A 13003-nucleotide genomic window follows, 5' to 3' on the forward strand; every position below is an offset into this window, starting at 1 on the left:
TAATCTTTTGCTGTCTCTGTTGCGATAGTTTTTCTAATCACGTGCATAGCACCAAGCTTTTGCTGAAATGGTTATATATCCTTAAGTTTGATATTCTGTTTTAGTAATATGTTGTGTTGTTTTCATTTTATAGGAAGTTTTTCCGTTTACACTACCATACTTTGCAATAACAGCTTTTCTTTGAGCATTACCGATGAGGTTCCGCGAACCATGTCACTACCTTTAACCCAATAATAATTGGTAACGTAGTATCCAACTTTTCCGTCCCAGACTTTTTCTCCATTTTTCCATTTAGTTCCAGCAGTAGCTCGTGTTTGAATCGAGGTTCTTGATAGATAATAATTATCTATTTCTTCTATAACTTGGTCAATGTTTTCTGCGTGTTCAAATTTTACAGGTGGTTCTTGCAAAACATTTGTCTGTGTTTCACTGTCGATCGTAGTATCTGCATGAGCAACAACATTGTATCCTAACCCAACAAATCCAAATAACATTGAGGCAACTAATAATTTCCAAACAACTTCATTAAAAGCCCTCCTGATTATTATTTGTGTAGTTTTACCTACTTTTTATTTTTTTGTCTACTTGCTCATTCAACCATTTTGCCCTTGATAAACACCCCCAAGAACCTAAACCAATCAAAACAATCTTTCAATTTATAAAATCTAAAAGTGTATATGGGAATTATATTTCCAATTTCCAAAAGTATTAATGTATGGAAGCAAATACAAAAAGATCTCTAACGACGTCAAATAGCATACATGATTTTAAAGGATAGACTGGATCACAGAAGATTGGCAAGAGGAAGTAGAAACAACCTTACGCAAGGTGTATCATAAGATCAAGACCGACCACAAGGTTAAGAATCGTGACAATTATATGTTCGGGGCTTTTTGTACCACCTTTGAGAATTGCGTACTACAAATGCAAATATGGGAAAAACCAAAAGACAGCAATAGCTCCCCTGTTCTTTTGCACAACTGGTTAGAACCAAACGAAAATATTTAGTTAGGAGACGAACAGAATGACACCAAATAATACAATCGAAGGGGTTCATTTATTCCCTGTAAACGGAGAATTATTATATAAACCAAAAGCTAAAAAATATTACTGGCACATTCCTAGAGCGCTGCAAGACAAAGATATTCAAGTGAATTCAGTGGTTCGTGTAAACAAAAAACAAATAGTTTTAGTCACTAAAGTTTTTCACGAAAATTTTCGTGAAACTGGTAAAAAATATGCGAGTATCTCAAAAATTCAAGAATTTCAAGAGCAGCAGCCAGCGATTCGAGAAGCAACAACAGAAGAATTGAAAAAATTAAATAATACTCGGAAAAAAGCGTGAAAGGGTTAACCCTTTCACGCTTTTTTTTTTAGAATCGAATGGAGGGAACTCGTCTAAATGTCAAAAAATTCACTAGGGTTCATGCCTAATCCATAAAAAATTGAATTGATTCTCAACTTTATTGAAATTAAAGAAGGATTCGTTTTTATGACAGAAGAAGGAAACAAGTTCCTTTTTGTAACGAGAAAATAACCAGTGATAGGAGCTATTTTCAGCAACTGTTTCTACTGATCGATTGGAAAAGGCGTTTCAACGTTTTTTTAAGAGGGACAGAACGAAAAATAATTTGATAAAAAACAGGCGGCTCCCTATACTTATAGAAAAACGAGTGTAAGGGAAATGCCTATGTTTAATGAAAAAGCGTTCGAACAACGACATCAAGAAAAAGTGATGGAACAGTTTATGGAAAAGATTACGTGTATTGAAACTAAAGTTGGCATGGAGATCAAAGCACAAGGGTGGAAGTGGTGGAAGTATGTAAAAACAGCGTCCCGTACGGTGATTTTTACGTTTGGAGAGGTTACCTTTTCTTGAAAATGCTATACTGACGGCAACACGCATCGATACTCTGTAGATGAAGTACTAGGACTCTCTAGCTATACGCGTTTTTCGATGGAGTTATTAGTACAGATTGCGGAATTAGCAACGAAAATGCCTTATCGAGAAGTTGTGAAAACATTCCAGCTTTTAAAAGGGATTTACATTACGAAGGATACGGTGTTAAAAGCAGTTAATTTAGCCAGTAAATACTACAAAGAAAAGGAAGAGTATCGTTTTTATCAAGAGAAGCAGCCGATAGCGAAAGAAAAGATTTCGTTGTTGTATATTGAAGGGGATGGGATTCAAATCAAAACAAATCAAAAAGGAGAACATCGAGCAGACTTGGTGCATTTTGTGATTCATCAAGGGTGTCAAGAAGAATATAAGGGACGGAATCAATTGATGGATAAACATGAAATTTTATCCGCAAATAACCACCAGGCAAGAGAAGCGGTCATGGAGTATGTTTATAATCATTACAAAACAGATGAGAATACGTTAATTATTACCAATTCAGATATGGGAATGGGTATACTTCGTATGTTTTTAAAGAATTGGTTGCTTCTTTTTTTGTCAACATATTCATTTTTGGAATCGGTATCATTTGAATGAAAAAGTCAAAGAATTTTTCAAGAGGTATAATCCGATTTTGTATGAACGATTTGTTCATGCGCTTCAGGTGCATAGCAAAAAAGCACGACTCGTAGTAGAGACGATGGAAGCAATGCTTGAAGGAGAAGAAATAGCACGTTTTGAGAAGTTCAGCAAAAAAATATTGCGCGAGTTTCAATATACGAAATCACCGAAACACTATGGTTTTTCTGGTGAAGGAATTGGGGTGATGGAGTCGCAACAGTCTAAAATTGCCAATCGCATGAAAAAAAGAGGGATGTATTGGTTCGTTTCTGATGGAGAAACCATGGGGAAACTAATTATAGATGTGAGAGAAGGCCAATTACGCGAGTTATTTTTCGGAAAATGGCGGGAAGAGTATGAAAAATTTGAAAAGATGGACACGCCTAGAGGAAAGATGAAAAAAGAAAAGTACCCAACGAAGATTTATATCAGTGGGGTATCCAAATGGTGGAAAAGATAAAAAGAATATCCGTTCGATAAAGTGTGACAAAAGTATTGAAAATAATCAATGAACGTGCTTAACTTAGTTAAAAAACAAAAACAGCTAAGTTTATTTAGTTGTGGGCAAAAAAACGTTCTTCATTTCTATCCTCATAATAATCTTCTAAAATTTTTTCTCAAAGAGTAGACTGACTAAAATTCAGACACATACAAAAATGAATGGTTTCTTGACAATAGACATGTTGTGGTATTTTATCGATAGCTTAGCTATGAAAATCTGAGATTATGGTTGTTATGCTGAGCTCTCCTAAATAAACCCCAACAATGGGTACCTGTTGTCAAAATTGCGGATTAAGTGTTCCAAGTTTAACAATTTTTGAATACCATTCTGTTGATTTTCAATGCTATTTATTTGGAGTTAATTAGGCTTCTTGATTCTAGAAAGCTTGATTTGACAGCTTTTCTCTCTATTTGCAATGTAGATAATAGATGGAAGGTCTCCGTAAGAGGCCTCCATAATCATCAGCTTTTTGTCTATTAATCTTAGTTTTTTGATAGATTATTCATATAGAGTACGTCTCTCGGTGGTTTATTTTGTCGTGATTTGATCATACTAGAGAATAATATTTACTTTTATGTCAAGAAAGAGTTTTAGAGTTCTAAGAGGTCATTTTTCGTTTCTATAACCTTTGAAAATGGAGCAAAAATTGTTATAATCAATATGTAAACGCCGTCATTTTTTTGAAGGCCTAAAAATGTTCTGATGACTACAATGTGGCAACGATTAATGGCCATATTGTAATACGTAGTTCCTTATGTGAAAAACTTTTTGAGGTAATAATGATGCTATAATTTGTTTTATGACGTTAATAACGTGGATTTTATACAATTATTTGTGGTAACTTATTAAAATGACAAATAGTTTTGAAAAATATTTAAAGGGGTGGTTTGATGAAACATTTAGGTAAAGTGTTACTTGTTCCTATTTCAATCGGTTTAGTCAGTGGTTTTGGTTTAGTAAATGTCTATGCAGAAGATACTTCAGAAACTGTTCCAGTAGTGCAAAATATTGTCTCTGATTTAAGTCCCTTAAGTTCGGAAGGAATAGTCCTTGCGGAAAGTAACTCAGATACCACGATAACAGATAACTATTTAATATTAGAGAATCCGTCAGATGATATGTTGAGAGCTGTTCCTAAAACTATTAAGGTTAGCGGATCTATGATTTTCGATAAACAAAGTTGGCCATATCCACCAAAATCTAGGAATTGGAAAGAAAAACGCTATGGGCGCTGGTATTACGGTAAGTTGTATTTAAAGAGTTACAAGTCTGCTGGGAATAACTGGATTGCCCAGTACTCAGGAACTTTATCAAGATAACAAAAGTAGAGGTGTGAGGAATGCCAGAAATCGTGAATATTCCCAACAACTATCAGGCTAGTGATATTTTAAATAAAATTAGTTTTCCTAAAGAAGAACAAAGGACTCAAAGGACTCTAGATGAGACGAAAAAACTACAGAAACCTGTTTCAGGTTTAGAAGATCCTGAAGAGAAAAGAAGGAAGAAGGAAGATAAACAAATTCAAAAAGAAAAGTAATATTATAGGATATTGTTTTTTCATAAAACTAATTATTCGTGTTTAAAAACCTACCGCTAATCTCTGCACGAATGTTCCAGCGTCCTCATTTTCTTGATGAGTTTTTTAAAAGCTGTTTCTGTAAACTCTATAAACGAAAATTCATTAAATGAGCTCAGTGCTAAAGAATATGTTTGGAGAAGAAATAGAATATGAAACTCTTGTTAATTCTATCGAATTTTTAACAATGACAACAATTCAATGAACTTAGCAGATTGAATTGGAGGTAACCGTGAAGATTAAGCCTAAGGGAAGCTTCTAGCCAATACTATCCTAATAGATTTTGAGAATTGGAATGTTTTATGGTACAGTATGAGTGATACTAGAGCCGTTAAAAAGACGTTGACTTGGATAAATAGTTTTAAACCATCTACCTTCAGTTAAAGTGTTAGGTGGTTATTTTTTGTTTTTGTTACCTATAATAGCAAAATTAATATTGCAAAGGCAATTATCAGTGATATGCTTCAAATACAGACAGACTTACTCCCTTCTAGGATAAAATTATGAAACGCCCTTTTATTAAGAGAGTAGACATCAATACGCGACAATTTTTACCAAGCAAGGCGTTTTCGGAAAAGCTTCTAAAGAATTATTGCTTGAGTTTAGTTCTCCTATAGAGCTAGAAGAAATTTCAGCAGAAACGTTGACTCAATACTTAGCTGAGTTAAGCAGGAACCGAATCAAGCCAGAGAAAGCGAGTCAATTAAACAACTATCAGTGATATATACAAAACAGTTATTTTTTGAAAATAATCAATTTCCTCATAAAGCTTTTTATTCTCTTCGAATAGTAAAAAGACAATAATTTGTGATAACAGGCTATTTTATTTCTGAATGCCGTAGCTTTTTTTCATATTGATTAATTTTTTCGTATCTAGATTTCAGGTTATAGATAAAATTCATTTTTATCACTCTTTTTTATTTTGACATACCACAAAAGAGAACGTTTACACATCAATATGCCTTTTTATTTTCATTATTAATAAACATTATTTGCAGTTGAATATGCTCATTATATTTTCGTTATAAATAAAAATCGCTATTTAGTCATGAAATTCTTGAGAATAAAAGATGGCATCAAAAAAAACTAGTGAGAAGAAACAGGCCAATTGCATTGCTTGCTCACAATACGAGGTCCATTAATGGGTAATTTTTACTTAGCTGGATTAATACTATTTTTTATATTAAGATATACTTAAAGTACTGAACAATGGAGGTAGGTGGTTTAGTGAAGTGGCTGATCATTTTTATTTTAGTGATTCTGCTGATTATTGCCAGTATTGCAATTTATGCGGCCAATTTCTTTTTGAATGCGGCGCTTTTTAAAGAGAATAGCTGGTATGACGAAGCCGGACACAAAATGATGAATCCAGATAATTTTAATAAGGAAACCTCACAATATGATTTAACTGAGGCAGAACAGAATCGAGTAGGCGCTCTTTTTTGGGAAGCAGACTTTGCAGAGGATTGCTGGTTGGAGACTAATTCTGGGGAATTGTACGGACGTTTACTTATCCCGCATCCGGGAAGTAAAAAGTGGGTGATCTGTGTTCATGGTTATCGCTCCTACGGTAAGCGAGACATGGCCTTTGTTGCTTCAAAGTTTGCGGAACAGGGCTATAATATTCTAGTACCTGATTTGCGTGCTCACGGTAAAAGTAGCGGCAATATTATTGGAATGGGCTGGCTAGATCGTTTGGATTTGCTACAGTGGTTGCAACGAGTAATAGAGCTTGAGCCTCAAGCAGAAATTATCTTATTCGGCGGGTCCATGGGGGCTTCCACTGTGATGATGACCGGTGGTGAAAAGCTGCCGTCAAATGTGAAGGGACTAATTGCAGACTGTGGCTATTCTGCCGTTGATCGAGAATTTGCCGCCATGCTCCGTTCAGCCTTTCATTTGCCGGCATTCCCAATTTTAACAATTGCCAATCGCTGGGCTAAAGCCAAAGTCGATTATTCTCTAAAGGAGGCTTCGGCTATTAAGCAACTGAAAAAGAATCAACTACCGATTTTATTCATTCACGGTACAGGAGATAAATTCGTGCCCCATCAAATGCTATATGAAAATATGGAGGCAACAGCTGGCGTAAAGGAAAGCTTGATCGTCGAAAATGCTCCGCATTTATCTTCATTCATTTATGAACCGGAGCATTATTTTGGAACCGTCTTTGAATTTATTCATCATTATTGTTAGAAAGGGTGGAGACTATGGATGAAAAGGAGAAACAGCAGAAAACTAGTTTGAGTATTGTTTTGATTGTGATTGCTGCTACCTTAAGTAGTTTTGGGCAGCTTGCTTGGAAATTTGGAGCAGAAGGAACAGACACGCGGTCGATTATTTTGTATATTGTCGGATTTTTGGCAGCCGGTGTGGGTATGTTTTTTATGATGGCGGCGTTTCGGTATGGTGAAGTCTCTATTTTACAGCCAATGATGAGCTTGAGCTTTGCCTTATCGATTCTTCTAGGTGTGTTGTTTTTGAATGAAATGATTACATGGTATAAACTTATAGGTACAGGATTGATTATCGTCGGAGCAATTATTTTAGGTATTGAGGGAAATGGGGGGCGCTATGATTAATTATGCTTCGGTGGTAATAAACTTAGTCGTAACGACACTTTCTGGCAGCGCGGGGGCCTTGGCTTTGAAAAAAGGAATGAGTAATCTATCTGAGCTACGTATAAAGTTGCTTTTAACCAACGGCTGGATTTATTTAGGCTCGTTTCTATATATTCTAAGTGCAATGACGAATATTGTGTTATTAAAGCTCTTAGATTATTCCATTGCGTTCCCCATGACCTCCTTAGCGTACGTTTGGACAGTTATTATTTCGTATTTCATTTTCAAGGAAAGGTTGACTACACGTAAACTGATAGCGGTAATTCTAATCATTGTTGGTGTTTTTATTATTAGTCAATAGAATATTTGTTCAATTTCATGAATTTCACAATACCAACATAGGAAGGTTCTGTAGGATAATTTTATTACCCGTTAAAAATGTTGTTATATCAATGTTTTTAACGGGTATTTTTTTTCGTTGATAAAATTGAGTGCCAAATTGAATGCCATTAGCATCAAAAATTTACATAATTAGCGAATCGTTCGCTAGTTTCTTCGATTTTTTCTGGTGTGACATGGGCGTAAATATTCATTATTGCTTTAACATCCTTGTGCCCTAATCTTTCTTGGACTTCCTTAAACTTGTACCAGATTCAAAGAGAAGATTTGCATGAGTATGGCGAAATCCATGTAAAGTAATTTTAGGTAAATCATATTTTTCGAGAATATTATAGAGCCAGTCATTAGGAGCTTGTGGATAATATAATTCATTAAACTTGTTTGTAAAGAGAAACTGATTAGGACTTGAAGTGCTATATCCAAAGTTTAAGTACCATTCTTTTTGATTGATACGCCATTCTTCTAGAATTTTTAAAGTTGTTTTGTCTAAAGTAATGATGCTTGTGAACTTTTTGTTTTAGGTTCTTGAATAATGAAAGCAGGTTTAATAGTCTTAACGAAAGATTAAATATTATAGAGGAAGAGTACCTAGATGATGAAATCTTTATACAAGGAATTACAAAAGAAATAGATAATACATTACTGTTTATCAACAAACAATTAACTAGTCAAAAATATATTTATGAAAAAATAAAATTAACACGAAAAGGTATGAATCCTTTTTAAAGAACAGGATGCATACACCAACAACATTGAAAAATATTTAACAGAATTTAAAAATAATTTGAATAGTTACGATAAGATTATTAATAGATGACACAAAAAAGTTCCGAAAATTGCCTGTGATAATTTCAGGTGAGTAAATAATGACACGAACAAAATGTTACAAAGTGGTATTAAGTTTTTTGACCAATCTTGGGAGAAATATATAAACTATTTTATTATAATAATCAAAAAATGCATGAATAATAAGATAGGACATTAACTAAAAATGCATGAATAATAAGGTAGGACATTAATATATAAATATTTTTAGGCTTGGATTTTTAAAATGAAAAGTTTTCTTTGACAAAGATGAAAAAACCATTTTACTATTAAGTTGTGGTTATAACCGATAAAGGATAGGAGATCCCTATGGAAAAGTCTTTAAAAAAACCTTTATATCATCAACTTGTTGATCAATTAAAAGAGAAAATTAAAGCTAACATGATTCCTTATGATAAACTGCCATCTGAACGACAGTTAGCAGTACAATATCAACTCAGTCGAACGACAGTTCGTTTGGCTTTGAAGGAATTAGAAAATATCGGATATATATATCGACGTCATGGGAAAGGTACTTTTGTTTCTGCTCTAAAAAAAGATGTGGATTTAGGTGGGTCTTACAGTTTCACTCAACAAATGAAAAATCTTGGTAGAATTCCTGAGACAAGAATTTTAGCCTTTGAAAGGATTAAGGCTGATAAGTTTGTTTCTCATCATTTAAATCTTTCGCCGGGGGAAACAGTCTTTAAGATAAGTCGCTTGCGGATTGCTGATGGTGAGCCTTTGATGATTGAAGATACGTATTTGCCAGTCAAGTTTTTCATGAATTTAAATAGCCAACTTTTACGAAAAAAACCGCTTTATGACTTGTTTGTGGACTTTAATCAAACGATTCGTTTGGCAGATGAAGAATTATACGCTAGTTTAGCGTCAAAAGATGATGCAAAACAGCTCATGATTCCAGAGAGGTCTCCGGTTCTTCATTTAGCAAGGCAAACTTATAGCATAAAAAATGAAATCATTGAATTTACATTAAGTGTAGCACGAGCAGATCAGTTTCATTATCGGATTCGTCATGTTCGAAATAGTTAGGAGGGGTAAATATGTTTACGCTAGAAAAAGAACAGTTAGAACAAATGGGTGCGGAAATTACAACTCGTGAGATTTGTCAACAACCAGAACTTTGGGAAGAGGTAGTTGCTCTTTATAAATCGATAGAGACAGAGTTGGATGCTTTTTTATCAAGAGTTAAAAGTCAAGCAAAGGGTCAACGAACAAGAGTTATTTTTACTGGAGCTGGAACTTCACAATATGTGGGGGATACAGTGGTTCCTTACTTACGTCAACATGGTGACTTGAAAAATTTTAGTTTTGAAAGTATTGGAACTACTGATATTGTTGCGAAACCGTTGGAATATTTAATTAAAGATGAGCCTACGTTGTTAGTTTCATTTGCTCGTAGTGGAAATAGTCCGGAAAGTTTGGCTGCAGTAGAATTGGCCAATCAAGTAGTTGATACCATTCATCATTTGTCAATTACCTGCGCTGAAGACGGAAAGCTAGCTCAATTAACTAAAAAAAAGGATAATCGTTATTTATTCTTAATGCCTGATAGATCGAATGATGCTGGATTTGCGATGACTGGTAGTTTTTCTTGTATGACTCTTGGTTCATTATTAATTTTTGATCAAGCGACATTAGCGGAGAAACAAAAATATGTGAGCGTACTAAATGGTTTAGGGAAAGAAGTTATTGTTCGTGAAAACGAGATAAAAAAAATTGTTGAGCTGGATTTTGATCGAATTGTGTATGTTGGATCAGGAAGTCTAGCTGGACTAACTCGAGAAGCACAATTAAAAATTTTAGAGTTGACAGCTGGAAAAATTGCAACCATTTTTGACTCATCTATGGGATTCCGTCATGGGCCAAAATCATTTATTAATGAAAAAACACTTATGTTTGGTTTCATCAATAATGACCCATACACAAGAAATTATGATCTAGATGTCTTAGAAGAAGTTCGAGAGGATAAGATCGCTTCTGGTGTTTTTGCTATTACTCAACCAGGCGAACGAAATTTTTCTGGTGCTAAATTTGAATTTACAACTGAAACAAAATTATTGCCTGATGGTTATTTAGCATTAGCGTATATCATGGTCGCACAAACTGTTGCTTTGCTATCATCAATTAAGGTTGAAAATAAACCCGATACACCTTCACCAACCGGAACAGTTAACCGTGTTGTAAAAGGGGTAACAATTCATAATTATAAATAAGAATCAATGGGGAGGAAAAATCATGCTTACGTTAACGACTGGGAAAAAAGAGACGATGGACCGTCTATCGACAAAAGATGGTATTATCAGCGCTTTAGCTATTGACCAACGAGGAGCGCTGAAAAAAATGATTAGAGCTTTAAATGTGGAACCTACGGCTGAACATATTGAGCATTTTAAAGAATTGGTGTCTAGCGAGCTGACGCCGTATGCGTCTTCAATCTTATTGGATCCGGAATATGGCCTTCCCGCTGCGAATGCACGTCATAAGGATGTGGGATTATTGTTGGCCTATGAAAAAACGGGCTACGATGCAACAACTCCCGGCCGGTTACCCGATTTATTAGCGGATTGGTCTGTTTTACGCTTGAAGGAACGTGGGGCTGATGCGATTAAATTCCTCCTTTATTATGATGTTGATGAAGATTCAGCAATTAACCATCAAAAACATGTTTTTGTCGAACGATTAGGTAGTGAATGTGCGGGAGAGGATATCCCTTTTTATTTGGAATTGGTTTCTTATGATGCCCAAAATTCAGACGTTAACTCACTTGAGTATGCCAAAGTAAAACCTCATAAGGTTAATGAGATGATGAAGGAATTTTCAAAACCACGATACAAGGTAGATGTTTTAAAAGTTGAAGTACCCGTCAACATGAAATTTGTAGAAGGCTTTGGTACGAATGAAATAGCGTATACCAAAGAAGAAGCAGCTAAACATTTCTTGGAACAAAGTCAAGCAACAGAGTTGCCGTTCATTTTTTTGAGTGCAGGTGTTTCAATTGAGTTATTCCAACAAACGTTGATTTTTGCTAAGGAATCAGGTTCGACTTTCAACGGAGTCCTTTGCGGGCGTGCAACATGGAAAAATGGAGTTAAGCCATTTGTTGAATCAGGGGAAAAAGCTGCGTATGAATGGTTACAAAGTGAAGGGCGTTCAAATATTGAAAGTTTAAATAAAGTGATTACAGAAACGGCTAGTTCTTGGCACAAAAAAATACAAGTAAAATCATAATACAGGAGGGAAATTCGTGATAGTAACTGTGACGATGAATCCTTCAATTGACATTTCTTATTCATTAGACCGATTAAATATTAATACGGTTAATCGAACTAATCAAGTAACAAAAACGGCTGGTGGGAAGGGACTAAATGTTGCTCGTGTGATTCATGATTTACAAGGAGATGTTTTAGCTACGGGTATGCTAGGAGGCATCCACGGTGCTTTTATTACTTCAGAATTAGAAAAAGCAGAAATTAAACATGACTTTGTTACAATTAAAGAAGAGACTCGTAACTCTATAGCTGTTTTGCATGAAGGTAATCAAACTGAAATTTTAGAATCTGGGCCAATAGTTTCTGAGGATGAACAAGCAAAATTTTCAGATAAATTTCGAGAATTATTAGACCTAGCTGAGATTATTACGATTTCGGGTAGTTTGCCTAAGGGATTACCGCATGATTTTTATCAACAATTAGTACAAGCGGCACAAGCACATGGAGTAAAAGTTTTACTCGACACTTCTGGCGTGAGTTTAGAAAAAGTCTTATCAAGTCAGAATAAGCCTTATATGATTAAGCCCAATTTGGAAGAGTTAGAGAATTTATTAGAAAAAACGTTCTCATTGGAACACTTAGAGGACATTCAACTTGCATTAGTCGAACCTTTGTTTAAGGGAATCGAATGGATTATTGTTTCATTGGGTAAAGAAGGGGCAATTGCTAAGCACCGTGATATGTTTTACAGAGTAACTATTCCGGAGATTAATGTATTAAATCCGGTTGGCTCTGGTGATGCTACAATTGCAGGTTTTGCTTATGCAATGACTAAAAAATTGAACCCTTATGAAATTTTAAGAATGTGCATGGCAACTGGTATGGCAAATGTTAGAGAACGTATTACAGGACATGTTGATTTAGCGAATGTAAAGAATTACTTTTCTAAGGTTGAAGTAAAAAAATCGAGGGATAGTTTGATTAATAATTAAGATGTTAAGAAAGGGATAGTTGATAACCTATACAATTCAGTTAATCTGAATCTATATAAAACTTATCACTATTGCCGGATTTTTGGAATCGTTGCTACTTCATTGCTTTTATGTTTGATTTTTTTGTTTAAGAGGATTTAATATAATAATATAAAAACGTATAGAAATAGAAGTATATTTGAGTAACAATTAATAAGAAGTATTTTGAATTGTAAAGAACTTTATTGAGCTTTACAATTCAAAATATAATCTACTTATTTTATCCAGGGAAATGAAAACGCTTATTTGGTTTGTTTAGCGTATTACTAGGTTGAATAAAAAGTCTATCCTTTTGGCAACTCAATTGAGATGAATAGGGAAGGTTTTTCAGGAAAATGAATTACTTGTGTGATACGAGATTGAATGTTTAATCACC

General features: G+C 34.6%; 15 protein-coding genes and 3 pseudogenes. 16 read left to right on the forward strand and 2 right to left on the reverse strand.

Annotation, left to right across the window (positions count from 1 at the left end; genetic code table 11):
* Positions 1 to 146: 146 nt before the first annotated feature.
* Positions 147 to 494 carry a hypothetical protein gene (locus ECA01S_RS13245; RefSeq protein WP_010746331.1) on the reverse strand — a complete coding sequence of 116 codons (348 nt, stop codon included), beginning with the start codon at positions 492 to 494 and terminating at the stop codon, positions 147 to 149.
* A gap of 143 nt (positions 495 to 637) precedes the next feature.
* Between ECA01S_RS13245 and ECA01S_RS14600 the strand changes: the two are divergent.
* The 12 genes and pseudogenes from ECA01S_RS14600 to ECA01S_RS13290 form a co-directional block, all read left to right on the forward strand.
* Positions 638 to 788 (forward strand): annotated as a pseudogene (locus ECA01S_RS14600) (replication initiator protein A); the annotation flags it as partial.
* Positions 789 to 828: 40 nt separating this feature from the next.
* Positions 829 to 1008: a hypothetical protein gene (locus ECA01S_RS14915; RefSeq protein WP_505661207.1), complete on the forward strand. Its 180-nt coding sequence runs from the start codon at positions 829 to 831 to the stop codon at positions 1006 to 1008.
* A gap of 16 nt (positions 1009 to 1024) precedes the next feature.
* On the forward strand, positions 1025 to 1345 hold the full coding sequence (locus ECA01S_RS13250; RefSeq protein ID WP_010746330.1) for a DUF5839 family protein: 321 nt from the start codon (positions 1025 to 1027) through the stop codon (positions 1343 to 1345).
* 345 nt (positions 1346 to 1690) lie between these two features.
* Complete coding sequence (locus tag ECA01S_RS13255; protein WP_050444266.1) at positions 1691 to 1879, forward strand: hypothetical protein; 189 nt, start codon at positions 1691 to 1693, stop codon at positions 1877 to 1879.
* An 18-nt stretch (positions 1880 to 1897) separates the two neighbouring features.
* A pseudogene (locus ECA01S_RS13260) lies at positions 1898 to 2497 on the forward strand (UPF0236 family transposase-like protein); the annotation flags it as partial.
* Between the two features lie 103 nt (positions 2498 to 2600).
* The gene (locus tag ECA01S_RS13265; protein ID WP_169792782.1) at positions 2601 to 2981 is read left to right on the forward strand and encodes a hypothetical protein; all 381 of its coding nucleotides are present in this window, start codon (positions 2601 to 2603) and stop codon (positions 2979 to 2981) included.
* A 932-nt stretch (positions 2982 to 3913) separates the two neighbouring features.
* Positions 3914 to 4342, forward strand: a complete 429-nt coding sequence (locus ECA01S_RS13270; protein WP_010746326.1) for a hypothetical protein — start codon at positions 3914 to 3916, stop codon at positions 4340 to 4342.
* A 20-nt stretch (positions 4343 to 4362) separates the two neighbouring features.
* Positions 4363 to 4560, forward strand: coding sequence for a hypothetical protein (locus tag ECA01S_RS13275; RefSeq protein ID WP_010746325.1), 198 nt, complete (start codon positions 4363 to 4365; stop codon positions 4558 to 4560).
* A gap of 574 nt (positions 4561 to 5134) precedes the next feature.
* A pseudogene (locus tag ECA01S_RS14875) lies at positions 5135 to 5305 on the forward strand (IS110 family transposase); the annotation flags it as partial.
* A gap of 521 nt (positions 5306 to 5826) precedes the next feature.
* The gene (locus ECA01S_RS13280) at positions 5827 to 6795 is read left to right on the forward strand and encodes an alpha/beta hydrolase (protein WP_010746324.1); all 969 of its coding nucleotides are present in this window, start codon (positions 5827 to 5829) and stop codon (positions 6793 to 6795) included.
* 14 nt (positions 6796 to 6809) lie between these two features.
* Entirely contained in the window at positions 6810 to 7181 is a 372-nt protein-coding gene (locus ECA01S_RS13285) for an EamA family transporter (RefSeq protein WP_010746323.1), read from the forward strand.
* On the forward strand, positions 7174 to 7521 hold the full coding sequence (locus tag ECA01S_RS13290; RefSeq protein ID WP_010746322.1) for an EamA family transporter: 348 nt from the start codon (positions 7174 to 7176) through the stop codon (positions 7519 to 7521). Before ECA01S_RS13285 ends, ECA01S_RS13290 begins: the two co-directional genes overlap by 8 nt.
* A gap of 255 nt (positions 7522 to 7776) precedes the next feature.
* Here ECA01S_RS13290 and ECA01S_RS14605 read toward each other — a convergent pair whose 3' ends face one another.
* Complete coding sequence (locus tag ECA01S_RS14605) at positions 7777 to 8058, reverse strand: tyrosine-type recombinase/integrase (protein WP_306304209.1); 282 nt, start codon at positions 8056 to 8058, stop codon at positions 7777 to 7779.
* Between the two features lie 635 nt (positions 8059 to 8693).
* Between ECA01S_RS14605 and ECA01S_RS13295 the strand changes: the two genes are divergently transcribed.
* The 4 genes from ECA01S_RS13295 to ECA01S_RS13310 are packed head-to-tail and all read left to right on the forward strand — an operon-like array spanning position 8694 to position 12588.
* Complete coding sequence (locus ECA01S_RS13295; RefSeq protein ID WP_010746321.1) at positions 8694 to 9416, forward strand: GntR family transcriptional regulator; 723 nt, start codon at positions 8694 to 8696, stop codon at positions 9414 to 9416.
* Positions 9417 to 9427: 11 nt separating this feature from the next.
* Positions 9428 to 10600, forward strand: a complete 1173-nt coding sequence (locus ECA01S_RS13300) for an SIS domain-containing protein (RefSeq protein WP_010746320.1) — start codon at positions 9428 to 9430, stop codon at positions 10598 to 10600.
* Between the two features lie 22 nt (positions 10601 to 10622).
* Positions 10623 to 11615, forward strand: a complete 993-nt coding sequence (gene lacD, locus ECA01S_RS13305; RefSeq protein WP_010746319.1) for a tagatose-bisphosphate aldolase — start codon at positions 10623 to 10625, stop codon at positions 11613 to 11615.
* 16 nt (positions 11616 to 11631) lie between these two features.
* The gene (locus ECA01S_RS13310) at positions 11632 to 12588 is read left to right on the forward strand and encodes a hexose kinase (RefSeq protein WP_067396355.1); all 957 of its coding nucleotides are present in this window, start codon (positions 11632 to 11634) and stop codon (positions 12586 to 12588) included.
* Positions 12589 to 13003 lie beyond the last annotated feature (415 nt).

The organism is Enterococcus canis NBRC 100695 (assembly GCF_001544375.1).
Taxonomy (GTDB): Bacteria; Bacillota; Bacilli; order Lactobacillales; family Enterococcaceae; genus Enterococcus_H; species Enterococcus_H canis.